At 69.8% G+C, this 24234-nt stretch carries 16 protein-coding genes and 2 pseudogenes; 10 read left to right on the top strand and 8 right to left on the bottom strand.

Annotated elements, in window-relative coordinates; all coding sequences use genetic code 11:
* The 4 genes and pseudogenes from GPA10_RS38995 to GPA10_RS38980 form a co-directional block, all read left to right on the top strand.
* Positions 1-106: pseudogene (locus GPA10_RS38995) on the top strand (IS5/IS1182 family transposase); the annotation flags it as partial.
* 217 nt (positions 107-323) lie between these two features.
* A complete protein-coding gene (locus GPA10_RS38990) occupies positions 324-1385 on the top strand; it encodes a helix-turn-helix domain-containing protein (RefSeq protein WP_157169555.1) in 1062 nt (353 codons plus the stop codon).
* A 63-nt stretch (positions 1386-1448) separates the two neighbouring features.
* Positions 1449-1871: a peptidase inhibitor family I36 protein gene (locus tag GPA10_RS38985; RefSeq protein WP_157169554.1), complete on the top strand. Its 423-nt coding sequence runs from the start codon at positions 1449-1451 to the stop codon at positions 1869-1871.
* 555 nt (positions 1872-2426) lie between these two features.
* Positions 2427-3617 carry a TolB family protein gene (locus GPA10_RS38980; RefSeq protein WP_157169553.1) on the top strand — a complete coding sequence of 397 codons (1191 nt, stop codon included), beginning with the start codon at positions 2427-2429 and terminating at the stop codon, positions 3615-3617.
* A gap of 162 nt (positions 3618-3779) precedes the next feature.
* Here the strand turns inward: GPA10_RS38980 and GPA10_RS38975 are convergent, their stop codons facing one another.
* The 3 genes and pseudogenes from GPA10_RS38975 to GPA10_RS38965 form a co-directional block, all read right to left on the bottom strand.
* Complete coding sequence (locus GPA10_RS38975; RefSeq protein ID WP_157169552.1) at positions 3780-4313, bottom strand: VOC family protein; 534 nt, start codon at positions 4311-4313, stop codon at positions 3780-3782.
* A 237-nt stretch (positions 4314-4550) separates the two neighbouring features.
* Positions 4551-6100: pseudogene (locus GPA10_RS44220) on the bottom strand (VWA domain-containing protein).
* Positions 6101-6189: 89 nt separating this feature from the next.
* Positions 6190-7434 carry an AAA family ATPase gene (locus GPA10_RS38965; protein ID WP_157169551.1) on the bottom strand — a complete coding sequence of 415 codons (1245 nt, stop codon included), beginning with the start codon at positions 7432-7434 and terminating at the stop codon, positions 6190-6192.
* A 238-nt stretch (positions 7435-7672) separates the two neighbouring features.
* On the opposite strand from GPA10_RS38965, the gene GPA10_RS38960 reads away from it, so the two are divergent.
* On the top strand, positions 7673-8311 hold the full coding sequence (locus tag GPA10_RS38960) for an SUKH-4 family immunity protein (RefSeq protein WP_343041815.1): 639 nt from the start codon (positions 7673-7675) through the stop codon (positions 8309-8311).
* A gap of 74 nt (positions 8312-8385) precedes the next feature.
* On the opposite strand, the gene GPA10_RS38955 is transcribed toward GPA10_RS38960, so the two are convergent.
* The 5 genes from GPA10_RS38955 to GPA10_RS38935 all read right to left on the bottom strand — a co-directional run bounded on the left by GPA10_RS38955 (position 8386) and on the right by GPA10_RS38935 (position 17393).
* On the bottom strand, positions 8386-10287 hold the full coding sequence (locus tag GPA10_RS38955; protein ID WP_157169549.1) for a bactofilin family protein: 1902 nt from the start codon (positions 10285-10287) through the stop codon (positions 8386-8388).
* Between the two features lie 285 nt (positions 10288-10572).
* Complete coding sequence (locus tag GPA10_RS38950) at positions 10573-11865, bottom strand: aminotransferase class I/II-fold pyridoxal phosphate-dependent enzyme (protein WP_157169548.1); 1293 nt, start codon at positions 11863-11865, stop codon at positions 10573-10575.
* On the bottom strand, positions 11862-13193 hold the full coding sequence (locus tag GPA10_RS38945) for an FAD-dependent oxidoreductase (RefSeq protein ID WP_157169547.1): 1332 nt from the start codon (positions 13191-13193) through the stop codon (positions 11862-11864). Before GPA10_RS38945 ends, GPA10_RS38950 begins: the two co-directional genes overlap by 4 nt.
* Before the next feature lie 57 nt (positions 13194-13250).
* A complete protein-coding gene (locus tag GPA10_RS38940; protein WP_157169546.1) occupies positions 13251-16484 on the bottom strand; it encodes an amino acid adenylation domain-containing protein in 3234 nt (1077 codons plus the stop codon).
* A 189-nt stretch (positions 16485-16673) separates the two neighbouring features.
* Positions 16674-17393 carry a hypothetical protein gene (locus GPA10_RS38935; RefSeq protein WP_157169545.1) on the bottom strand — a complete coding sequence of 240 codons (720 nt, stop codon included), beginning with the start codon at positions 17391-17393 and terminating at the stop codon, positions 16674-16676.
* 482 nt (positions 17394-17875) lie between these two features.
* Here GPA10_RS38935 and GPA10_RS38930 point away from each other — a divergent pair, with 482 nt between their 5' ends.
* The 5 genes from GPA10_RS38930 (at position 17876) to GPA10_RS38910 (ending at position 24078) form a co-directional block, all read left to right on the top strand.
* The gene (locus GPA10_RS38930) at positions 17876-18298 is read left to right on the top strand and encodes a helix-turn-helix domain-containing protein (RefSeq protein WP_157169544.1); all 423 of its coding nucleotides are present in this window, start codon (positions 17876-17878) and stop codon (positions 18296-18298) included.
* Positions 18299-18669: 371 nt separating this feature from the next.
* Positions 18670-19770 (top strand): hypothetical protein, encoded by a 1101-nt coding sequence (locus GPA10_RS38925; RefSeq protein WP_343041814.1) that lies wholly within the window; start codon positions 18670-18672, stop codon positions 19768-19770.
* Positions 19771-20011: 241 nt separating this feature from the next.
* On the top strand, positions 20012-20893 hold the full coding sequence (locus GPA10_RS38920; protein WP_157169542.1) for an SDR family oxidoreductase: 882 nt from the start codon (positions 20012-20014) through the stop codon (positions 20891-20893).
* A 176-nt stretch (positions 20894-21069) separates the two neighbouring features.
* Entirely contained in the window at positions 21070-21696 is a 627-nt protein-coding gene (locus GPA10_RS38915; protein ID WP_058852493.1) for an SRPBCC family protein, read from the top strand.
* Positions 21697-21732: 36 nt separating this feature from the next.
* Complete coding sequence (locus GPA10_RS38910) at positions 21733-24078, top strand: FdhF/YdeP family oxidoreductase (protein ID WP_157169541.1); 2346 nt, start codon at positions 21733-21735, stop codon at positions 24076-24078.
* Positions 24079-24234 lie beyond the last annotated feature (156 nt).

The raw sequence follows: 24234 nt of genomic DNA, 5'->3' as shown, positions 1-24234 counted from the left end.
TTTCAACCGCCTCAAGCAGTGGCGCGGCATCGCGACCCGCTACGACAAGACCGCCGAGTCCTACCAGGCAGCCGTCACTCTCGCCTCGCTCCTGATGTGGGCGTGACATTTGAAGACAACTCCTAGCGCCCCCGCCACCCCCACCAACCCCGACAACCTCACTCCGGGATCGTGTGCCTGAGCCGGTGTCTTCGCAGGCATGACCGGACCAGCGAGCGATCAGCCGCAAGCACCTCTGCTTTCCGGCGTCATCCGCTGCTTCCCGCCGTCATCTGTCCGGCTGGCGGCTTTTCGGTGGGGCCGTCAGCCGTGAGCATCGTTGAATGTCCAGCATCAATCAGACGGCGCGTCAGAAAGACGGCGGAGGCGGGCCGGTGGTGTCCGCGAGTACCGATGTGGTCCCGGCGCCGGATCGGTTCGACTGGTGGGCCGAGATGGTCGGCACCGAGGTCATGCCCGTGACGATCCGCAGCCCGCACGCGCCCCGCTTCAGGGGCAGCGTGGAGGCCGTGGGGATGCCGCACAGCCAGGTGGCCGCCTTCACCTTCTCCCCGATGGTGGCCCGCCGCTCTCCCCAGCAGATCCGCCGCCATGACCCGGAGGAGTACTACCTGGTCCTCGTCCACGGGAGCCCCATCCGGCTGGAGCAGTCCCGTGGCGTCGCCTGTCTCGGGAGCGGCGACATGAGCCTGTTCACCACTTCGGCGCCGCTCGTCTGCGACTTCCTCGACCGAGGCCGGCAGTCCCGCCTGACGCTGCTGCGGCTGCCGCGAACGGTCCTGCCGCTGGCCGGTGGCCGGGCGGACCGGCTGCTGGCCGAGCGCCTGTCCACGCGGGCCGGGTCGGGCTCGGCGGCGCTGCTCGGCTCGTACCTGTCCGGACTGCCGGCAGCCGCCCGCGACTGCGGCCCGGCGGAGTTGGCCCGGCTCGGTGCGATCGGAGTCGATCTGGCCGCGACCGTACTGGCGGGGCGTCTCGACGCCCAGGACACGCTGCCACCGGAGACCCGCAAGGCCGCGCTCCGCACCCGGATCAAGGTCTTCATCGAGCAGAACCTGGGCGATCCGGAACTGCGTCCAACGGCCATCGCCGCCCACCACCACCTCTCCGTACGCAGTCTCCACCTCCTGTTCCGGAACGAACCGGAGACCGTGGCCGCCATGATCCGGCGCCTGCGTCTTGAGCGCTGCCGCAGGGACCTGACCGATCCGGCGTCGGCCGCGCGCACCATCGCCGCGACGGCCGCCCGCTGGGGCTTTCGCCACCCCGCGGACTTCAGCCGCGCCTTCCGCAGGGCGTACGGATTCCCGCCGAGCGAGGTGCGCGCCCGGGAACGGGCGGGTGCGCGTGCGCCGGATGCTCATCATGTGTGCGCTCGTTGCTGAGGATCGTCGGGCCACCGCAGGTCACAGTGAACGCACAGCAATCCAGCGACTCCAGGAGGGGACATGCGCAAGAGGATCGCAGCGTGCGTCGCGGCGACAGCGGCCGTATTCGCACTCGCCGCGCCGACGGCGGCGAGCGCCGACGAGACCCGCGTCACCAAGGTGGCGGGCGTGGAGGGCCTGTACCGGCTCAGTGGCGGCGACTACGGCGCTCGGGCCTGGTCCGAGTGCGGTAGCGGCTCGTGTTTCTTCCAGAACGACGACGGCGGGGGCTGGTTGTGGGTGGTGCCCAGCTGCGGCCACCACAAGGTGCCCTCGTGGTTCCAGGACCGGGCGAGTTCGGCCTGGAACCGGACGCCCACCCGCATCCACATCTACAAGCACAGCGACTACAGCGGCTATCTGGGCACGGTCCCCGGCTGGTTCAAGGACAACCTCGCGCGGGCGGACGAGGACGTGATGAGCTCTGTCTTCGCGGACTGCTGAGGGCTGACTGACGGGGCTGGTCCGGCGACCTGCCGGTCCAGCGGCCTACCGGTCTGTCTGCCGATCTGTCGGCCGTCCGGCCCGGCGGCCTGCCGGTTCTGTCGATCCGTACGTGTCCTGCCGTCATCGCTTGGTGGGCGCATGAGGAGGGCGCCCGGGGTGCCCGGTGATCGGGCTGAACTGACCGACGGAGGGGGCCGGTCAGTCGGCGCTTTCTGGCCACCCCACGGCGCTGGGATCCGCCAGCCGGGCAGTCCGAGAACCGGGCCCGGTGTCCTGGCACGAGGGCAGAAGAGCGGAAGGGCAGTAGGGGGGAGGGCCGGGGAGGCGAGGGTGGCGAACCCAGCCCTCGTTTCTCCGCCGCCGAGGCGGAAAGCGGCTGATTGACCCGGCACAGCTCGTGCGGTTACCTCCGGGTGAGGCCCCGGCACAGGGCCGGGGCAGGTGTTGTCTGGGGGGAACATGCACTTCCGAAGACGGGTGGGTGCCCGAGGCACGAGATTGTCCGCGGTGGCGGCCTCAGCAGTCACAGCCATCACAGCCGTCATGACAGTCATGGCAGTCACAGCGGTGACGGCGCTCGCCGGAGCGTCCTTCGCGGTGTCGGCCGAGCAAGCACCACCCAAGCCGCGAATCGAGCGGGTGAGTGTCACAGCCGACGGCAAGCAGGGCCAGGGCGCGTCCGCCTACGGTGGGCTCAGCGCCGACGGCAACGTCGTGAGCTTCTACTCCATGGCGAAGAACTTCGGCCCTCTCGCCCACAAGGACAAGTTCGAGCTGTACGTCAAGGATGTGCGCAACGGAAAGCTGACCCAGGTGCACGCCCGGGACTCGGGCGCGCCCAAGGCATCGTGGACGGGCGAGTCGTCACTCAGCGCGGACGGCAGCCGCCTGGCCTTCGCCGCGGTCAGCGAGGTCGACGGGAGCCAGGGCGACAAGGGTGAGGTCGGCGAGGTCTACGTCCGTGATCTCGGCAGCGGTCGCACCGAGAAGGTGAACGTCGGCGTGCCCGAGGACTACGCGATCGTCGGACGGTCTCCGTCCATCAGCGCGGACGGCCGCTATGTGGCGTTCCTGGCGGACCATCGGCCCTGGTGGCCGGAGTACGGAGCCGGTGCGACGCGCGTCTACGTACGCGACCTCAAGGAGGGGGTCACCCAGCGGGTGAGCATCTACCCGCCCGACTACCGGCAGGCCAAAAGGCCCGTCATCAGCGCGGACGGCAGTGTGGTGGCCTACGAGATGCACGCCGGGGGCCACAGCGGACCGCCCCACCGCGATCTCTACGTCACCGACCGCACGACAGGGCAGACCGAGAAGGTCGACGTCCCCCATCACGGGTTCTCGTGGAACGCTTCCTACCTCGCTGACATCAGCCCCGACGGCGACAGCGTCGCCTTCCAGACGTGGGCGGACAACCTCGTCCCCGACGACACGAACGAAAAGACGGACGTCTTCGTCCGCGAGTGGCGTGCGAAGCAGACCTGGCGGCAGACGGCGACGACCGCCGGCCAGACGGCCACAGGCGGCACGTTCAGCGCTGACGGCCAGCACCTGCTCTTCAACGACGGCATGAACGTCAGCGTGCGCGACCTCCGGACGGGGGAGGTACGCACGGTGCTGTCAGGTGCCGAGAACGCCAGTCCCGACGCGGACGCCCGCCGGATAGCGTTCACCTCGTCCAAGAACGACTTGGTGCCGGGCGACACGAACAAGGCGTCGGACGTGTTCCTGCTGCGGCGGTAAGGGCTCGGCGCGACCGCGTCACCGGGAAGGACCGGCGAGATCGAGAAGGACCGGTGAGATCGAGCGGGACTGGCGAGACCAGGGAGGACCGGCGAGACCAGGGAGGACTGGCGAGGGTGAGGTCGAACGGCCCGACCTCACCCTCACAGTTCCGTTGACTGGTCAACGCCAGTGGTTGTTGCTGGTGTGGTCGCCTGCGAGCCAGCGGGAGAGGTCGGCGTGTGCTGTGGCACGCCGCTCGGCGTCGATCTTCTCCACGTCGGGGTGGTCGACGACGAACTCCAGTATCAGCCCGTTGGGGTCCGTGACGTACAGCGAGACGCAGTACCCGTGGTCGATCACGTGGGCGTTCGTCTCCGCGTAGCCGGCCGCGGCGACGCGTTCCCGCACGGCCTCCTGGGCCTCCGCCTCGACCTTGAAGGCGATGTGGCGTAGCGGCGTGGAATCGATGTCGGTCTTGAACTCCGCCTGGTCCTCGGGGTTCGCGAACTGGAAGAAGGCGAGCGCGCTGCCGTCGGCCATGCCGTACAGGGTGTGACTGTAGGCACGCTCGGTCCCGGACAGCACCTCGCGCTCGGTCCATGTGGCCACGAGGGGCAGGCCGATCACGTCCTCGTAGAAGCGCCGGTTGGCTTCTTGGTCGTCGGTGATCCAGGCGTTGTGGTGGAGGCGGAGCGGCGGCAGTGTCTGGCTCATGACGGTCATCTCCCTTGGTCGGGTGGGATGTTGGGCCGGAGATTTGGGTGGTGGTCGCCGACCTGTTCACCAGCATGCCGCGCATATAGGTTGAACGTTAAATCACTTTAGGCCATTGTGCGTGCAGGAGAGTGGGCAGCCCGTCGGTCGGAACGGGTGGGGGCGAGGGGGCGGCGGGGCTCCTCGCGCGAGGGCCCGTGACCGGGGCTTCTCGTGCCTGGCCTGCCGGGAGCTGGGTCAGATCACGCGGAACAGGTCCGCGGCCGCATGGACATCGGTGAAGTCCTCGATGGAACGGAGGTTGTCCGACAGGGCGTCGAGGACGGAGCCCGCCGCGGCAGCGGGCGGGGCCCCGATGGCCACGCCGAAGACGCGGAAGCCGAGCAGCCGTTTGGCTTCGTTCCAGCCGCGCGTCCACTCCTCGGTGACGCCGCACTCGTCGTCGGTGAGCATCACGATGTCGCCGCGCGTGCGGGCAGCGTCGTTGAACTCCTCCTCCAGCAGCTCGGCAGCCGCCGTCAGAGGCGTCTGGTAGCTGGTGCCCCCGCCGAGGAAGCTCTCCGCGAAGTCGAGCACCTGGGCGGTGTCGGCGGGCGGACCTGCCGGGAAGCGGAAGACCTGGATCTTGTCGGCGGCGGAGAAGAGAATGCCGACAAAATCACGTCCCGCGTGCCGGGCCTGGTCGAGAAGGGCCAGGGCGCATGCCTTGGCCCAGGCCTCCCGGGTGACTCCGCCGGGTCCTTCCACGTACATGGAGTGCGAGGTGTCGACGCACGCGACGATGGCACCCCGGCCGGTGTCCTGCTCGCCCTGGCTGTCGTACAGCATCAGTTCCCCGGCGGCGTAACGCGCGGCGAACAGCGCACGCGACCCGGGCAGGCCGAGGTTGGCCAGCTCGGAGGGGATGACACGGGAGAGATCGTCGCCGAGCGTGACACCGACCAGCTCGCCGTTGGCGTTCTCCACTTTGCGGGCGCGCTCACCGTCGGCCATCTGCCGGAAGCGGCCGATCAGCTCGGCCCAGCGGGCGAGACGGCTGGTGCGAAGGCGTTCGGCGAGCCGGGCGCGCTCGCCGAAGGACATGCGCTCCAGCGCGCCCGATCCGACGCCCCACGCGCGCATCATCGCGGCCTCTTCGCGTACGACTTGAGCGGCTCTTGCGGCGGCGTTCCGTGCGGTGGCGCGCCAATGGGGGAGGCGGCCCCGGCGAAGGGTTGCGCGGCGTCGTCCTCCGCGGTCTGGCGCGCGGTGCCTGCGGGGTGTCCGCTCTCCTGCGGAGGCTGCGGAGGCTGCGGCGTCTGCGGCGTCTGCGGCGTCTGTGGGATTTGCTGGTGCTGCTGGGTCTGGCGTTGCACCTGCTGGATGGTCCAGGGCGGCTGCTGGACCTGCTCCTGCGCGTCGTGGGAGCGTTCAAGGATCCGGCGCAGCGCGGCTGCCTGGGCGAGTACGGCCATGGCGGCGGCATACGGGTCGCCGACCGTCTCCCGGCGCAGGTCGGCGAACTCCGGTGCGCCCACCAGCGCCGTGATGATCTGGTGGTTGACCAGCCGGCCGGGGTGCATCTCCGTGCGGTCGCGCAACCGGAGGCCGACTTTGTACGCGGCCAGGAACGCGTCGGCCAGCAGGTCGGTGGAGCAGGCGTGACGCGCCTCCAACTCCTCGGCCAGTTCACGCAGGCCGGCCGACTGCTCGTACGTGTCGCGCCACGTGAACCGGTCGAAGCGGTCCGCGACGACGGCAGTGGTGTGTCGCACCTGTCCCACCCTCGCGGCGGTGTCGGAATCCATCCCGGCCCCGACTCCGAACCCGGCCCGGACTCCGACCTCGCCTCCGAACCCGGCCGCGACTCCGAGCCCGATTTCGATTTCCTCGCTGTTCACAGCTGGGCCTGCACCGTACTCGCGTCCATGCCGAGGGCCTCCGTGAGGACACGGGCGCGAACGGCGCGCTGGCGGCCGGTGACCCGGTCGATGGTGGCGGTGGAGCGACCCGCGACGGCAGCCTCCTCGCGTAGCTTCTCCAGCCGCTTGCCCGCCATGGCGAGTTTGTTGTGCGCCTTCTTGATGACCCATTCGCTCAGCGCCTCGCGCGACTGGCCTGCCATGGAGTCGAGTTGGGTCTCCAGCTCCTCGATCGTGTCGGCGAGGTCGAGAGCCTCCTTGGCGTCGGGATTGACCAGGTGCAGCACCTCGCGCTCGACGGTCGGACGCTGGGCGGGGGAGTCCCACAGCACATGGGTCAGCACCGACAGGTCGGTCTCGCCGACCGCCGGGCGGCCGTCCAGATAGGCGGACGCCTGGAGCAGGCCCACCGCCTGCCGCCAGCGGCGGTCGGAGGCGATGAGTTCCTTGCGGCGCAAGGCTGCCCGCAGCGTGCACACCGCGTCCACGATCGCTTCGGGTACCTCCACGGCAGGGACACTCTCGGCCACAGCGTGCTGCAGTGCGGTCAGTTCGACTGTCGTACGAGTCGACGCCTCAGGGCGCTTGACGGCGGAGCGGACCAGAGCGGCGAAGTTCGAGGGGTCTTCCAGGTACCCGACTTCGATCCGTACGAGGAGCCGGTCGTAGATCGCTGCTGTGTCCTCGCCGCTCGGCAGTTCGTTGCTCGCCGTGATGGCTCCGACGAGGGGGCAGTGGATCGGTTCGCCGCCGCTCTCGGGGTGGTAGATCCGTTCGTTGAGGTAGCCCAGGGTCTCGTTCAGCGCCGCCGTGGAGCACTTGAAGATCTCGTCGATGAACGCGATGTGCGCGGTCGTGGCGCGGCCGTCGTAGACCTGGCGGTACTCGCCGCGGGCCAGCGCGGCGACGTCCACGGGCCCGAACATCCTCGTCGGCGCGGTGAACTTCGACAGCAGGATCTCCCAGTACGACGCCCCGGCGACTCTGCCGGTGAGCTCCCGCGCCAGCTCGGACTTGGCCGTTCCGGGCGGGCCGAGCACCAGCGAGTGCCGGCCCGCGAGGAGAGCCGCGAGCAGCGTCCGTACCACTTCGTCCCGCTCGTAGAAACGCTCTGACAGCTCACTGCTGATCGCCCGCAGTCGTCTCGCCGTGTCCAGCCCGGCCGCCTCGCCCGGTGCATCTGGTCCGCCCGGTGTACCCGGTACATCCAATGCATCCATGTTCAGCTCCTTGCCTGTGACAGCCGCGAAGACGTTCAGCGGGGGCCACAAGCCTGTCACCTCGACCCAGTGTTCCTGGAGGCGGGTGTGCCAGTGGCCCGCATGTGCGCCGACCTCGACGCTGAAGTTGTCGAGGTCGGCCAGCGAGTGGGAACCTGTGTGCTGGCCAGCGACTCCGCGCCGTCGGAAGCGCGGAAGCGCGGCGCCCTTGCCGCCGCCGAGTTTCGGAGTTCAGGCAGTGCTTTTCGACATCACCCGCAGCGAACTCGCCGACATCTTCGGCGAGAGTCGGCTCACCACTCTGCCCGCAACCGCCTTCCCGCCGAGCGCCGCGGACACCGAGGGCGCTCGCCTCCTGCAGACCGTCGGCGTTCCCGCCGACACACTCTGGCTGCGCGAGCTCGACGAGGAGCGCGGCACACTGCCCCTCGTGCAGGACGTCGTCGATGTGGAGGAGTTCGAGGACGCCTCACCGGACGCGGGCGAATGGCCGGTCATCGGCTGGCTGCTCAACGCACACCTTGCCCTCGACCCCCGTTCCGGCAAGGTGTACGCCTTCGACGCCGACGAAGAGACCGCGCAGGCACTCCACACCGACGTGTCCTCCCTCATCCAGGTCACCCTCCGGTTCCAGCGCCTGCTGGCGGAGTTCACCTTCAGTAGCAGTAGCAGTAGCAGTAGCAGCGACGACAGCGACGAGGAAGCCGACTTCGAGCGCCTGGAGCGCGAGACCGAACGTATCCGTCAGGAGACGAGCAGTGTCGACCCGCTGCCCTTCCAGGACGACGAGACCGCCTGGACGGTGATCAGCGAGGAGATCGCCTCGGGCCAGCGTTTTGAGGGTGACAGCCCGGGAGCCCGCGCGCTCCACGGCTGATCGTTGGCAGGTTCCCCCCGGGCCTGCGACTGCCGAAGTCCGTGCCCGGCGGAGCAGCCGCCGGGCACGGGCCGTCAGCTGTCCGAGTGGAATGCCCCGTGGACCCGCAGATTGCCTTGGATCGCCACCTGGTCGTCGTTGACGTGCACGAGCCAGTCGGTCCCGTTGCGGACCGACAGACGGCCATTGGCGTTCATCTTCCCGGCAAATGCCGAGTCCCCATGGACGTGCAGATCGCCGTTGACCCGTATCTGGCCGTCGTTGGTGTGCACGATCCAGTCGCCGCCGTTGCGGACCGACAGATGGCCGTTGGCGTTCACCTTCCCGTCGAACTGGGACTCTCCGTGGACGACGAGCCGGTACGTGCCGTCCTCGGTGGTCAGCTTGCCCCTGGCCGTCAGGTCGGCCGCGCGGACCGAGCCGCCGACCTCCAGGTCGCGCTGCGGCCGCAGGTCGCCGTTGACGGTGAGGTCGCGTCCGGCGACGACGTTTCCGGCGGCGTTCAGCTCGCCCTCGGCGTCCAGCCGGCCGTGGACGGTCAGGCGGGGCGGTCCGTCCTGGGTCTCCAGGACGTTGTCGACGGTCAGGCCGCCCTGGAGGGTGAGGCGTTCCTTGACCTGGGCCCGCAGTGTGACCAGGTCGTCGAGGTCGGCCTTGGCGGCGGCGACGGTTCCCCACTGCCGGTTCCCCGCACCCTGGAAGACGTTCAGCCCCGATCCCGGGAACTCGATCCACCCGGGGCTGTCGCCGCGGCCCTGCACCCACTTGGTGATGACACCGTTCAGGTCCGCCTTGTCGGCGTCGACGGTTCCCCACTGGGAATTACCGTCCTTGTAGACCTGAAGGCCGGACTGGGGGAAGGCGATCCACCCGTCGCTCGCGCTGCGGCCCTGCACCCAACCGGTGTTGATGCCGTCCAGATCCGCCTTGTGAGCCGTGACGGTGCCCAGGTCGGTGCCGGTGCCGTGTCCGACCCTGATCCCGGTGGACGGGAACTGGACCCAGCCGGCGTCGTCGCCGCGCCCCCGTACCGACGTGGTGATCACGACGCTGTCGATGTCTGCCTTGTCGGCCGAGAGGGTGCCGGGCGCGTTGGAGTCGTTGTGGATCTGTGCGCCTTGTGCGGTGAAGACGATGCGTCCCTTGGCCGTGGTGCCCTCGACCCACGGGGTGTGCAGTCCGTTGGTGGCGGTGACGCTCTCGAACTCAGGTTCGCGCAGGTGGACGGTGGTGGTGAGGGTGTGCTCCGGCGGCTGCTGCCCCACGGCTGAGGTGGCTGTCAGCGTGTAGGTGGCGTCCCGCTTGGGCTCCTCGCCTGCCGCCGGTGTCCACTCCCAGCCTGCCCCCACCTGCTGCGGCTGGTTCTTCGACAGGCCGTCCGGCCCGTGGATCTCGTAGATGAAGCCGACGGGTCCTTCCCACTGAAGGGCGACATCCTTGCCCGCGGCCACCAGGGACCGCTTCGGACGCAGGTTGCGCGGCACCTTGGGAGCCTGCTTGATCAGGCTCAGCGTCACGGGGGACTCCTCCGGCCAGGGGCCGTTCTGTACGGACTCCGTCACCTGTAGCAGGACCGGTCCGGGTGTGCCGGAGACCGGGAAGCCTTCCAGTGCCAGGATCAGGGAGCCGCTCGCCTTGAAGGGCGTGAGCGGCTGGGGCGCCGAGGGGAACGGAGGGGGCGCGAGCCGAGGCACCACGGTCAGGACGCCCGTCGTGGGGTCCCAGTGGGTCAGCGGCTCCTCGTTCGGCGCCCTCGTCGCGTCCGGCAGGACCCGCACGTCGATCGCCTTGGCGTCGGGCGTCAGGTCTTCCGGCTTCTGGCCGACGGGCACCCGCACCACGAGGGAGTTCCAGGACATCGGTTTGTTCTTCGGGTTGGAGACGACGATGTAGACCGCCCCCTTGGACGTGCCACCCTGCTCCGACACCTGGAGCGGCGCCGGATCGGTGAGGATGTTGTAAGCAAGAAATGCCACCGCTGAAGACCCCCTGGTTGCAGCCGTCACGCCCGCCCTCGCGAAGCGCACTCCGTATGGTCTGTACCGCTGCCCTCCCGGACAACCCAAGCGTCCCGTTGCGTCATATTCGGCGCGAACCAGGCCCGCGCTGGCCGAAACAGGGGGTTATGGGCTGTTCGGGCGCGGGGCAGCGACACGTGCGCCCCGCGCGGTTCGCTGGTGACGTCCCGCGTGCAGACTGCCACGCACAGGCTCGCGGAACCGATGCCGTACATGACGCACAGTCAGCTGCGCGGCATCAGGTCATTCCCTCCGCGGCCGGGCCGTCGCTGCACCCTTGCCGGTGGGCTCCGTCCACATCTCGGTCAGGAGGTCGCCGATGCGTTCGATTGCCGATGCCGTCTGCGCGGGCGGTGCAAGAGTCGTCAGGCGCAGATGCGTGCTGAGAGCACCGTCGTGGCCGAACTGCTCGCCCGGCATGGCCAGTACGGACTTCTCCCGCAGCAGCCGTCGGGCGAAGTCGGTGGCGGTGGTGCCGGCCGGAAGGTCCAACCGCGGGAAGGCGTAGAAGGTCCCGTCCTGAGAGGTGCACCGCAGGCGCGGCTGACGGGCCATCGCGGTACGGGCTGCCGACCGGGCCTGGTGGAGTGCGCCGCCCGGCTCGGTCAGCGCGGCGGCGTCCCGCAGAGCGGGCGCGGACAGCGCGGCCGGAACCGCGTACTGGCCCGCGGAGTTGGGGCTCAGTCGCAGTGCGGCCAGGGAGGCCACCGCGTCGAGGTAGGCACGGCCGACACCGGGCGGGTGGGACGCGACCACCCATCCGGCGCGCAGGCCCGGCAGCCTGGAGAACTTCGACAGACCACCGAAGGTGAGGCACAGCAGGTCCGGCGCGTGTGCGGCGAGCGGCACGTGCGGGCCGGGCACGAACCGTATCCCGTCGTAGATCTCGTCGGAGAACAGCACCAAACCGTGCGCGCGTGCCACCGCCGCCAGCCCTTCGAGGGTCTCCGCCGACCAGACGGCGCCCGTGGGGTTGACCGGATTGATGACGACCAGGGCACGGGTCCGCGGACCGGCCAGTCGCGACACGGCATCCGGGTCCGGGCGCCAGCCGTCGGATTCGGGGCACGGGTAGGGAACCGCGGTACCGTCGCAGAGGCTGGTGTACGCCGACCACATCGGGTATCCGGGATCGGGTACGAGCACCTCGTCCCCAGGGTCCAGCAGTGTGTGAAGGGTCAGCAGGGCCAGCTCGGAGACGCCGTTGCCCAGCCGCACGTCCGACGGGGCGACCCCCGGCAGCGCCAGCCGGGTGCGGAAGTGCTCGGCGACGGCCGTCCGGACCGTCAGGTGCCCGGCTTCGTCGCTGTAGCTACGGGCGTCGTCGACCCGCTCGTGCAGCGTGGCCAGCACGGTCGGGGGCGCGGGAATCCCGTGCGCCGCCGGATCGCCGAGACCGAGGTCGATGACCGGACGGCCCGCGGCGGACAGTTCGTGGGCCTCGTCGGTCAACGCCCCGCGCAGCCCGTGACGCTCGGCTGCGGCCACCCGCCGGGACGGACGAATGTCCGACTGGGGACGTACGACGGAGCTCACGACACGGCCTCCGCCTCAAGGGCGGCGCGCAGCCGGGAGGGCCTGGCTGCGGACGCGTCGATCTCCTCCGCGGCGCTCAGCGCCGAACGCACGGCCGACTCCTGGCTGTCGATGTCGTACAGATAGCTGCCGGCCAGTTGGAGGTGCGGGCTGAGCCGCAGGTCGTGCAGTTTCCGCCGGGTCGCCATGGCGTCCGCGGTGAGGACCGGGAGCCGGAAGTGCGCGAGGCGCAGGACATCGGCCGGCTCGTCGCGGTGCGTGATCCAGCTCTTGAAGACGTCAGGTCCGCCGGCCGCTGCGAACCAGTACGTCGGCTCGCCCCGGTCATCGTGCGCGTGGACGGTGACGGCCGACCAGTGGCGGCGTTCCGGCGGCATGTACCGCGCGTCGCGGTGCAGGGCGACGGTCACCGGCTCGTACGGCAGGCGGTCCAGCAGGACGGCACGTTCGGCGAGCACCGGATCCGCTGTCAGCATCCGGGCGGCCGCCCAGGCGGGGACTGCGACGATCACCCGGTCGTAGACGGGTGCGGCTCCGTCGGCGGTGTGCACGGTCAGCGGCGCCGAACCGCGGGGGCCGCCGGCGCTGATCCCGGAGACCGGGTCGGACAGGTGCAGCCGACCGCCGAGGCTGTCCGCCAGCCGGGCGGTCAGCGTGTGCAGGCTGCCGGAGAGGTTGATCCACAGTGCCGCGTCCTCGGGGCGGCCGGGCGGGGTCCGCAGCGCCCAGGCGGCGGCGTACCGGGCCGGCATGGCCGCCGCGTCCGCCAGTCGGCAGCCGGTGTAGGAGGCGAGCCACGGCAGGAGGATCCCGTCGCGGACCTCCTTGTCGACTCCGGCCGCGTCCGCCGCCTCAGCAACCGTGAATTCGGAGGGCAGGGGTGCGGCAATGGGCTTCGCGGCGACGTCATGGGTGACGGTCCCCGGCTGCTGCCCCGCGGTGGCGGCCAGGAAGGCCCCGATCTGTTCCCAGGCCGTTCCGGTCACGGGGGTGCGCCCGCGCTCGGTGTCGTGGGCGGCGTCCGGCGTGACAAGGAGCGGCTTGTTGTCGGCGGCGGTGACGGTCAGGGTGAGCGGCACGGTCCGCTCCTCGTCCTCGCCGATCCCCGTCAGACGGCGCAGCGCGCGGTGGGCGACGAAGTCGGTGGGGGACAGGTGCTGGGCGCCGAGATCCAGCGGCACGGGTCCCCTGTCGGTGTCGAGTACATGGGTGCGTACGGCACCACCCGGGCTGGCTTCCGCCTCGTGGACCGTGACGTCGTGGTCGGGGGAGAGGAGCCAGGCCGCGGTCAGTCCTGTGGTTCCGGCGCCGATGACGGCGATGCGCATGGGATGTCCTTTCTGTGCTCGCGGAACGGAACGCGCAGAGGGCGGACCCGCAGGTGGTCACGCCGTGGGTGGCTGGGGCAGGAAGCCGCTCTCCCGCAGATAGCCGAGGTTGAGGTCGAGCAGGTCGTCGTCCACCGGCGGGCACCGCAGACCGCTGCCCGCCAGCGCCCGTTCGACGTTGGTGCGGTCGAACGCGGGGAACGTCTCCTCGCAGTACATCTGCTTGACCGACGCTCCCCAGTCCTGGGCCGGCTCCATGAACATCGGCAGGTACGGCGCCATCGGGTGCTCCGGGTTGTCGGCCGCCAGCCGGTCGATGGAGGCGACCCAGTCGTCGTACGAGAGGTCCCGCACGGGGTAGCCCATGGCGCGCAGTCGCCGTACCGCCAGGTCCAGCAGGGCCGGCCGCGGGTTGGTGATGTGGTAGACCCGCCCGTCGGGCTCCTCATGCGTGATGACGTGGGTGATGACCGCCGCGGTGTGGTCCACCGGTACGAAGTCCAGGGGCAGCGCCATCCGCGGTGCGGTGCCGGTCTCGGCGATGGTGCGGAACAGCGCGCACATCATCGTGTCGGTGTTCCACACGCCGCGGTCGGTGGTGCCGGTGATCTCGTACGGTCGGTGAATGGTCACCGGCAGCCCGCGTTCGGCGGCCTGGCGCATCAGACGTTCGGCGACCCACTTGGTCTCGGGGTAGCCGAGGGAGATGCGGTCGGCGTGGTCGAGCGGGGTGTCCTCGTGGACGTGTCGCACTCCGGCCGTACCGAAGCCGACGATGACGGCGATGGACGAGATGTAGTGCACCGGCTTGGTGCGCTCCGCGGCGGCCAGTCGCAGGACGGTACGGGTACCGCCCACGTTCTGGGGCGCGAGCGCGCCGTACGGGTAGGCGAAGTTGACGTGCGACCCCGCGTGCACGATGGTGTCGGCCTCCTTCGCCAGTCGCTGCCAGTCGGCGTCGTCAAGACCCAGGTGCGGGGCGGCGAGGTCGCCGGGCAGTGCGGTCAGCCGCTTCTCGTAGTGCGCGGGGTCCAGTCCGTAGCGCCGCATCCGCGCGGTGATCCGGTCCAGTGCCTCGTCCGGTGTACGGGCCTTCCTGGCCAGGCAGAAGACGTTCTGCACGCCGTGGTCCAGGAGCTGGGCGATCAGGTGCACCCCGAGGAAGCCGGTGGCACCGGTCAGCAGGACCGTGCGGGGGCGCAGGGGGTCGCCCGTCGCGGGCGCGTCGAACCGCAGACCTTCCGGCCACGCTGTCTCCGCCGCGAAGTCCACGGGGGTGCGGGCCTCGCCGGCGGCGGGCGGGGCGCCGTCCTCGTCACCCGGCTCCGCGGCACGGCTGAGCCGGTCGGCGTGCTGCGAGAAGTCCTGCAACGTGGGGTTGGACAGCAGGGAGTCGATCAGGTCGGCACCGTGAGCGGGGTCGATGTCCAGCTCGTGGCGCGTGGCACCGGCGACCTGGGTCGCGCGCAGTGACGTGCCGCCGATCGTGAAGAAGTCGTCGTCGCGGTCGATCCGGTCCACGTCGAGCGTGTCGCGCCACACGTCGTCGACCTTCTTCTCCACCTCACCGCGCGGCGCCCGGGTCTCGTCGTCCGGCCCGGTACGGCGCCGCTCCACCAGATCCATCAGCCGCGCCCGGTCACTCTTGCCGCTGTCGGTGAGCGGCAGTTCGTCCACCACGACGACCCGGGCGGGCACCATGTGCGCGGGCAGCCGGTCGCGGGTGTGCTCACGCAGGCGCTGCACCAGACCCTCCGGCTCGGCGTCGGCGCTGATGATCACTGCGGCGCCCAGTCGCTGCCCGGCGCCCTCGCCCACGACGTCCACGGCGACATCGGTGACGTCCGGGTGCGCCTTCATCGCCGACTCGATCTCGTCGAGTTCGACGCGGTACCCGCGGATCTTGACCTGCCTGTCCTGGCGCCCGTGGAACTCCAGGACTCCGTCCTCGCGCCAGCTGGCGAGATCACCGGTGCGGTACAGCCGTCCGGCTCCGGCTTTCGCTCCGTCTCCGGTCTCGGCTCCGGCTCCGGCTTCGGTGCCGAAGGGGTCGGGGACGAACTGCTCGGCTGTCTTGACCTCGTCGTTCAAGTAACCCAGTGCCACGCCGTCGCCGCCGACCCATAGTTCGCCTTGCTCGCCGACCGCGGCGAGCCCGCCGTCCGGGCGTACCACGTAGGCCGTCGAGGCGGTGACCGGACGGCCTATCGGCACGGAGTCGGCCTGCGGAGGGAGGCTCTCGACCCGGTGGACGGTGGACAGCACCGAGTTCTCGGTGGGGCCGTAGCCGTTGAGGAAGACTCCAGGCCCGTCGTGGGCCAGAACGGCCTGTACGGCGGCCGGGTTGAGGACGTCTCCGCCTGCGATCAGACATCGCACGCGGGAGAACATGTCCGGTTGCTCCTGGGCGTGCTGGTGGAAGAGCCCGGCGCTCAGCCACAGCACGGTGATCCGCTCGCGGCGCAGCAACGCCGCCAGGGCGTCGGTGCTCAGCAGCGTCCGCGGGTCCGGCAACACCAGGCAGGCACCGTTGAGGAGCGGCGCGAACAACTCGTAGCAGGAGACGTCGAACGTCGGGTTGGTGGTGGCGAGCAGCCGGTCCTCGGGCTTCAGCCGCAGATCGCCGGTGCCAAGGGCCAGCCGCAGGGGGCCGCGATGGGCACACACCACACCCTTGGGGGTGCCGCTGGAGCCGGAGGTGAAGATGACGTAGGCAGGGTCGTCGGCGCTGCGCCGCGGATTGTCCGCGGTTGCGGTGGCGTCCTGGGCGGCGCTCTCGTCCGAGGCGTGCGGTTCCGTCCCGGAGGTGTCGGCGGATGCGGGAGGAGCGAGGTCGTCCGAGGTGAGGCAGGTCCGGTCTTCGGCGGCCCTCGGCGGACCGTCAGGGCTCGTCACGAGATGCTGGACGCCGGCCGTGTCGAGAATGGCGCGCAACCGGCTCTCCGGGTGCCCGGGGTCCAGAGGCAGATAGACCGCTCCGGCGGTCAGGACGCCCAGGGCCGTGACGACCCACTCCGGCGAACGCGGCAACAGGACGCCCACGGTGTCGCCGTCCCCGACACCGTGTTCGCGCAGCAGCGCGGCGGTCCGGCGTACGCGCCGCCACAGCTCCTCGTACGTCCACCGGCCACCGTCCCACGCGACGGCCGGCGCCTGCGGGGCCCGGTCCGCCTGTTCGGCGAACCGTGCGCTCAGCGAGGCGTCATGGGGGTAGTCCCAGCTGACGTCGTTGCAGGCGAGGACGTGGTGGGGCAGGCCGGGGGAGGACTGGTCGTGGCGTGTGCTGGACATGAGTTTCTCTCATCCGTGAAGGGGGGTGGGTCGTGAGGGAGGGACGGGTCGTGAGGGAGGGACGCGTCATGAAGAAGGGACGGGTCGTGAGGGAGGGACGCGTCGTGACGTAGGGACGCGTCATGAAGGAGGGGCGCGTCATGAAGGAGGGAGCAGATGGTTGCGGGTGGCGCGGGGGCCAGGGGCGAATCAACCGAGGGCGGACTCGGCGGCGGCGCGCCAGAAGTCTTCGAGGCTCATCTCCAGCAGCCATGCCGTGTGCAGGGCCGTCGTGGGATCGTCACCGCGGCGCAGCCCGTCGTCCGTGGTCTCCAGGGCCAGTGCGAGGAGGTCGGGCGCGGAAGCGGTTCCGTAGTGCGCAAGGAACTCGTCCGGCGCGGGGATGTCCGCCGTGCGGACCGCCTGTACGAGTTCCGCGCAACCGCCCAGGTAGACGGTGAGGTCGGAGTGCAGGGCAAGGCCGGTGTCGGCCTGGCTGCCCTGGAGTGCGACCCACGACAGCAGGCCGTCGAAGGCGTAGGTGCGGTACGTCCGGGGGCCGTGCCGGAAGTCCTCCTCGGACATGCCGAGGGCCTTCGCACAGTCGGCCAGGGACGGTTGCGCCGCGCCCACCAGACCGATCAACCCGGCGTAGAGATCCGCGGCCGGGCGATGCGGGAAGCGCGTGGTCATCAACGCGTACGCCGCGAGTTCGGTGCGCTGGCACTGGGCATCCACGGCTACCAGCCGCCGCAGGTGTTCCCTCGACAACTCGCCGCGGCGGGCCAGATCCAGCAGGGCGTTGTCCCGGACGTACGACGAGCCCTGGGTGTCCTGGCCGGCCTGGGCCTCGGCTGTGTGACGCGTACGCCGATTGCCGAGTTCCCTGATCAGCTCTTCGGCTGTGGCCCCGATTCCTTCCTGTGGCACCGGTAATTCCATGATTCCTCTTCGTCGCACGCTCGTTGGGGAAATCGCCGTTCGGGCCCCGGGTTGGCCTCTCGGCCCCACACCAAACGGCCGAAAACATAGTCCCTTCGGGCCGGTACCGGATACTTCGGGACTACGTACACGGCTTCCGTCGCCGCCCCGCTGTCCTCCGGCAGGCCGACGTGCGGGCGTCGCCATGCCGGGAAGAGCACTCTGCCATCAGGTGCCGGAAGGAACGCTCTGCTTCCAGGCTGAAAACATGTCGTACGGTGCCGTAGCGCTGTCGGGAATCAGCCAGTGAAATTACGCACGGGAAGGCACGGCGAAAGAGACAAAGTTCTGAACGGCGGCATACCGGCGCGGTACACCGGGGAGGGGTACATCACCGACACCGCTCCCTTCTACGGCAGCCCGTCGGGGACGCTGTGCGCAATCGCTTCCCGCATCACTCACCAGGGCGTTTCAGAGGAGAACCCGTCGCCATGACCACGTCCCCCGGCGCGGGCATGCCGCGGCAGGCCCGTGACGAAAAGATCATCACCACGCTCAACGAGATAGCCGAACTGCTCCGCGGCATCGCCGATCACGGCCCGTGCCGTCCTGTGGCACCTGCGGAATCCGGCTCCGGTGCGAACCCGTACGGCGACGCGGCACGAGTGAGGCAACGGACCCGGACACGCGGCCCGCAATTGACTCGCCGGGAACGTCAGGTCCTGGACATATTGATCACCGGAGCCTCGAACAGAGTGATCTCGCGTCGATTAGGCATTGCTGAACGCACTGTCAAGAACAACCTGTACGCGATATACCGGAAGCTAGGTGTCAGCGGGCGAGCCGAGGCGATCGCCTGGACACTCGACAGCCACGACTCCGCTCCCCGACATCATCGGCAACGGCCCGAATAGGACACACCGGCCCGTTACCGCGCGCCCCGGCTGTGGGCCGGGGCGCGGACACCGTGCGACGGCTACGGCCTCGACCGCCGTGTGGGGTGCCTGGGTGACCGACAGGAGGAGGGCGAAGGGGCGGGGGCGGCCCTGGGTCTCATACATGCCGGGGGTGTAGGGACGCCTCGGAATCCTCGTATCCGGACGAGCGGTGTTCGGGGCGCGTCCCCCTATGACCGAAACGACACCTCTCACATGTCATGTGCCGCATTGACCGCTCAGCGCCGCTGCGGTTGCATGCTTGAGGCCCTCCGGCGGGGAGCCGGGGGCGAGACATCTTCCTGACTGGGGGAACCATGAGGGGAAACACCAACCGGAACACCAGACGCGTGCGAGGTGTACTGGGGGCGGCGATCGTGGTGTGTGCGGTCACCACGGCGCTGCCCGGAGCCGCATCGGCCGATCCTGCGGGCGTTGCGCGGACAGCCGGAGCCGGAGCCGGAGCCGAAGTCGGAACCGGGGCCGGAGTCGAGAGGGTCAGTGTCGCGCCCGACGGCACTCAGTCCGACGGCGGTTCCACCGGTGGCGCGATCACGACCGACGGACGCCGTATCGTCTTCTCGTCCTCGGCGACGAACATCGCGCCCGGCAATGCCGCCGGAAGCGAGAGGGTGTATCTGCGTGACGAGCCGTCGGGGCAGCTCAAGTCTGTGGGCAGCTACCCGATCGCCTCTCCGATGATCAGCGGTGACGGGGAGTACGCCGCCTACTGGGTGCTGCTGTTCAGGGACACCAAGGTCAAGCTGGCTCAGTGGACCGCGGGCAGCTCGATCGGGCTCAACTGCGACGCTCTCAACTGCAGTCAGCCGTCGCTGAGCGGGGACGGCCGCTACGTCGCCAATGTCGCCACCATCGGCAGGCCCTCGACCAGCCAGCGCATCGACGTATGGGACTGGCACGCCGACACCAAGCAGGAACTCGCCTGGTTCGACCACACCGCGCCGTCCCGGCCGTCCATCAGCGGTGACGGCCGCTTCGTCGCGTACCAGAACGGCAGGACCAAGGACGTCTTCCTGTGGGACCGGGACCACGGCTCCACCTCCGGCCCGATCGAGGGAGCGGCCAAGGAGGCGACGCTTGTCCAGATCAGTGAGGACGGCAGCAAGGTCGTCTACCTCTCGGGCACCGACACCTACGTCCACGACGTGAGCACGGGAACGGCTCACCTGGTACCGAACGTCAAGGGCCTGGCCATCGACCCCACCGGCAACCATCTGCTGTACGCCCCGAACGACACGGCCGGGCCGTCGCTCAAGCTGCGTGACCTGACGGCGGGCACCGACGAGATCGTCTCGAACCAGCCGGCCTCGGCCGGAGTCGACGCCGTCAGCGCCGGCGGGCGTGACGTGGTCTTCCAGTCCACGGCCGACGACATCGTGCCCGGCGACACCAACGGCAAGTCGGACGTGTTCGTACGTCGCTTCTCCTGACCCCTGTCGCTGCCGCGCTCTGCGGATGACATGCCGCACCGCTTCAACGGCCGGGAGGGCGAGGATCACCTGCACAGGTCGATTACCTCGTCGCGCATGTGTGGGCCGGCGATCACGGGACACCCGGTGCTGCGGAGACATGCGTACACGCAGTTCGATCACCGAGAGTGATGGCGTGTGCGCGTCTTCGGCAGGCGCGGCGCGAGCTGCAACCCGTACGGCCGAGGAAGGAACAACACTGATGGGCGACGCCCCGCAGGACCCGACGACCAAGCATCCGCAGCCGGGGTTCGCTCAGCAGGACCAGGAGCCGCCCGGTTGGACCGGGCCGATGGACCCGCCGCCCGACCACGGTGAGGACTCCTACCGGGGGAGGGGGCTGCTGGTGAACCGGGTGGCGGTCGTGACCGGCGGTGACTCCGGTATCGGCAGGGCCGTCGCGCTCGCCTACGCACGCGAGGGTGCCGACGTCCTGTTCACCCATTTGCCCGTCGAGGCCGAGGACGCCCAGGAGACGGTCGGCCTGATCGAGGAGACAGGGCGCCGAGGGATCGCCGTGCCGTGCGACATCCGGGAGGAGGAGCAGTGCCGGCGCCTCGTCGAGCGTGCCGTGGCGGAGTTCGGGCGTATCGACGTACTGGTGAACAACGCGGCCTATCAGATGTCGCAGCCCGAGGGCATCAGGGACATCACGACGGAGCAGTTCGACCGGGTGGTGCGCACGAACCTGTACGGCATGTTCTGGCTGTGCAAGATGGCGGTGCCGCACATCCCATCGGGCGGATCCATCATCAACACCACCTCGGTACAGGCCTACAAGCCGAGCCCGCATCTGCTCGACTACGCCATGACCAAGGGCGCCATCGTGACGTTCACCCAGGGCCTCGCGCAGATGCTGGTCGAGGACGGCATCCGCGTCAACGCTGTCGCTCCGGGACCGGTGTGGACGCCGCTGATCCCGGCGACGCTGCCGGACACCAAGGAGTTCGGCAAGCAGGCGCCGATGGGCCGTCCTGCCCAGCCCGCCGAGATGGCGCCCGCGTATGTGTTCCTGGCCTCGGAGCACGCGAGCTTCATCACCGCGGAGATCATGAACGCCACCGGGGGCACGCCGCTCCCTTGATCCGCCGTCGGGCGGCGCCGCCCGACGGCCGCCGCCCGACGGCCGCCGATCGTGGCACTTGGACGCACTGAAGTGACTCACGATCCCCCACGGGGGTACTCATGACAGGTCCTGAAGCGTCAGCGGAGCCCGGGTCTCCCCGGATGCCTGGTTCTGCACCCGAAGGAGAGAGCACGATGGCGACGCATGAAGACGACGCCCAGCGGGCCGTGCCGGCCTCGCCGCTGGGGACACCCACCGGCGGTGACCGGGTCACGCGCCGCCGCCCGCTGCGCGAGCAGCACGTCGAGGAGACGGTCGAGGTCGCGGTGCCGGTGCGGACGGCGTACAACCAGTGGACGCAGTTCAAGTCCTTCCCGCGCTTCTCGTCCGTGGTGCGCGAGGTCGAACAGGTCAGGCCCACCGTGACCGCCTGGACCATCGGCTACGGGCCCCTGCGCCACCGCTTCGCGGTCGAGATCCTGGAGCAGGACCCTGACGCCTACCTGGCCTGGCGCGATCTGCGGCAGCACCCCTCCCACCAGGGCGAGGTCGAGTTCGCGTCGACGCGGTCCGGCGGCACAGCGATCACCGTCCGGATGCTCCTGGAACCACGGGGGGCCGCACAGGTCCTCACCCGCTCGCGCCGGGCGACCCGGCTCACCGCCCGCCTCGTGCGCGCTGAGCTGGGCAACTTCAAGCGGTTCATCGAGGGCCTCGGCCAGGAAGGCGGGGCCTGGCGCAGCACCATCCGCAACGGTCGCGTGCAGCACGACCACCCGGAGCCGCCCCGGAGCCGCGTGGCCCAGTGGCCCGTCGGCTGAGCGACATCGCGTACCAGGAAGGAAAAGGGCGAACCGATGCAGAACCCGTCCGGCGAGGAGCCGGAGACCACCCTGTCCGTGACCCCGCCGAAGAAATGGGCTGCCGGGGTGCCCGCGGTCGTGCACGCGCTGGAGTACTCCCTGGAGCAGACCTCCCCGAAGAAGACCGGGGTGGACCTGCTGACCATGAACCAGGTGGGCGGGATCGACTGCCCCGGGTGCGCGTGGGCCGACCCGGTCCCGGGTCGGCGTCACCGCAACGAGTACTGTGAGAACGGCGCCAAGCACATCAACGACGAGGCCACCACGCGCCGCGTCACCGCCGACTTCTTCCGCGAGCACAGCGTCTCCGACCTCGCCGCCCGCTCCGACATGTGGCTCAACCAGCAGGGGCGGCTCACCGAGCCGATGATCAAACGGCCAGGCTCCGAGCACTACGAGCCGATCACCTGGAACGACGCGCTGGGTGTCCTCGCGGGTGAGCTGAAGACGCTGGCCTCCCCCGACGAGGCCGTCTTCTACACCTCCGGCCGCGCCAGCAACGAGGCCGCCTTCGTCCTCCAGCTCTTCGCCCGCGCCTTCGGCACCAACAACCTGCCCGATTGCAGCAACATGTGCCATGAGTCCAGCGGCTTCGCGCTGAGCGAGACCCTGGGCACCGGCAAAGGCACCGTCAGTCTTGACGATCTCCACCACGCCGACCTGATCTTCCTGGTCGGGCAGAACCCGGGCACCAACCATCCGCGCCAGCTCTCCGCCCTGGAGGAGGCCAAGCGCAACGGCGGCCGCATCGTGGCGGTCAATCCGCTGCCGGAAGCCGGGCTGCGGCGCTTCAAGAACCCGCAGAAGCCGAGCGGGATCGTCGGGCGCGGCACGCAGATCGCCGATCGCTTCCTGCACATCAAGCCCGGCGGCGACCTCGCCCTGTTCCAGGCCCTCAACCTCCTGCTGCTCGAAGCCGAGGAGGCCCGGCCCGGCACCGTCCTCGACCACGCCTTCATCGACGCCCGCACCACCGGCTTCGAGGAGTTCGCCGCGCACGCCCGCGACCTCGACTGGGACGACGTGCACACCGCGACCGGACTGACCCGCGAGGAGATCGAGAAGGTACGCGACGAGGTCCTGCGCAGCGAGCGCGTCGTCGTCTGCTGGGCGATGGGCATCACCCAGCACAAGCACGGTGTGCCCACCATCCGGGAGATTGTCAACTTCCTGATGTTGCGCGGCAACCTGGGGCGCGCCGGTACCGGCGCCTGCCCGGTGCGCGGCCACAGCAACGTCCAGGGCGACCGCACCATGGGCATCTGGGAGCAGATGCCGGACACCTTCCTGGACGCCCTGCAACACGAGTTCGGCTTCGACCCGCCGCGCCCGCACGGCCTCGACTCGGTGGACGCGATCAAGGCGATGCGCGACGGCCAGGTCAAGGTCTTCCTGGCCCTGGCCGGCAACTTCGTGCGGGCCGCTCCCGACAGCGAGGTGACCGAGGAGGCGATGCGCTCGTGCCGGCTGACCGCCCACATCTCCACCAAGCTCAATCGCTCGCACGCCGTGTGCGGCGACACCGCGCTGATTCTGCCCACCCTGGGCCGCACCGAGCGTGACGTCCAGGCCGACGGCGAGCAGTTCGTCACCGTCGAGAACTCCATGAGTGAGGTGCACACATCCCAGGGCCGCCTGGAGCCGGCTTCCCCGCTGCTGCTCAGCGAAGTCGCCATCCTGTGCCGACTCGCGCGCCGCACCCTGGACGGCAGGACGGACATCCCCTGGGAGACCTTCGAGGGGGATTACGGCTCCATCCGCGACCGCATCTCCCGCGTCGTGGCGGGATTCCACGACTACAACGCACGGGTGACCCGCCCCGGGGGCTTCCAACTGCCCAACCCGGTCAACGAGGGCGTGTTCCCCAACGAGGTCGGCAAGGCCCTGTTCACCCGCAACGAGCGCGTCGTCCCCCGGGCGCCGAAGGGCCACCTGCTGCTGCAGACACTGCGCTCGCACGACCAGTGGAACACCGTCCCCTACACCAACAACGACCGCTACCGCGGCATCCACGGCAGCCGCCATGTCGTGCTCGTCAACCCGGCCGACCTGACCGAACTCGGCCTGACCCAGGGCGAACGCGTCGACCTGGTGAGTGTCTGGGGGGACGGCACCGAGCGCCGCGCCGAGAACTTCGAGATCGTGTCCTATCCCGCCGCCAAGGGTTCGGCCGCCGCCTACTACCCGGAGACGAACGTCCTGGTGCCGCTGGACAGCGTCGCCGACATCAGCAACCAGCCCACGTCCAAGGGCCTCGTCGTCCGCCTCGAACTCTCTCGTGCGGGGCGCCCGTCCGCTCGCACGCGCGGCGCAGGATCTCCTGGTGCGCGGGGACGGTGAGGTGCAGCGGGACGCGGTGGCCGCCGACGGTGAGCTGGTTCGGTGAATGCCAAAAAGTCCGGCGCCACGGGGAGGTTGCGAACCACTTCGCAGGAGAGGTGGGCGGGGCGCGAACATCCCGTGAAGGACGTGTGGGGCACCCGGCGCACCCAGTAG

Origin of the sequence: Streptomyces typhae (assembly GCF_009755605.1) — a bacterium.
In the GTDB taxonomy this organism is placed as follows: Bacteria; Actinomycetota; Actinomycetes; order Streptomycetales; family Streptomycetaceae; genus Streptomyces; species Streptomyces typhae.
The sequence above is the reverse complement of the archived record's forward strand: the minus strand, read 5'-3'. Positions and strand labels throughout refer to the sequence as shown.

What these genes read in the sequence shown, in the direction of transcription:
- GPA10_RS38920 (WP_157169542.1), top strand. Translation starts at nt 20,012, where the DNA reads ATGGGCGACGCCCCGCAGGACCCGACGACCAAGCATCCGCAGCCGGGG.
- GPA10_RS38910 (WP_157169541.1), top strand. Translation starts at nt 21,733, where the DNA reads ATGCAGAACCCGTCCGGCGAGGAGCCGGAGACCACCCTGTCCGTGACC.
- GPA10_RS38930 (WP_157169544.1), top strand. Translation starts at nt 17,876, where the DNA reads ATGACCACGTCCCCCGGCGCGGGCATGCCGCGGCAGGCCCGTGACGAA.
- GPA10_RS38975 (WP_157169552.1), bottom strand. Translation starts at nt 4,313, where the DNA reads ATGAGCCAGACACTGCCGCCGCTCCGCCTCCACCACAACGCCTGGATC.
- GPA10_RS38940 (WP_157169546.1), bottom strand. Translation starts at nt 16,484, where the DNA reads ATGTCCAGCACACGCCACGACCAGTCCTCCCCCGGCCTGCCCCACCAC.
- GPA10_RS38980 (WP_157169553.1), top strand. Translation starts at nt 2,427, where the DNA reads ATGGCAGTCACAGCGGTGACGGCGCTCGCCGGAGCGTCCTTCGCGGTG.
- GPA10_RS38945 (WP_157169547.1), bottom strand. Translation starts at nt 13,193, where the DNA reads ATGCGCATCGCCGTCATCGGCGCCGGAACCACAGGACTGACCGCGGCC.
- GPA10_RS38965 (WP_157169551.1), bottom strand. Translation starts at nt 7,434, where the DNA reads ATGGATGCATTGGATGTACCGGGTACACCGGGCGGACCAGATGCACCG.
- GPA10_RS38990 (WP_157169555.1), top strand. Translation starts at nt 324, where the DNA reads ATGTCCAGCATCAATCAGACGGCGCGTCAGAAAGACGGCGGAGGCGGG.
- GPA10_RS38915 (WP_058852493.1), top strand. Translation starts at nt 21,070, where the DNA reads ATGGCGACGCATGAAGACGACGCCCAGCGGGCCGTGCCGGCCTCGCCG.
- GPA10_RS38985 (WP_157169554.1), top strand. Translation starts at nt 1,449, where the DNA reads ATGCGCAAGAGGATCGCAGCGTGCGTCGCGGCGACAGCGGCCGTATTC.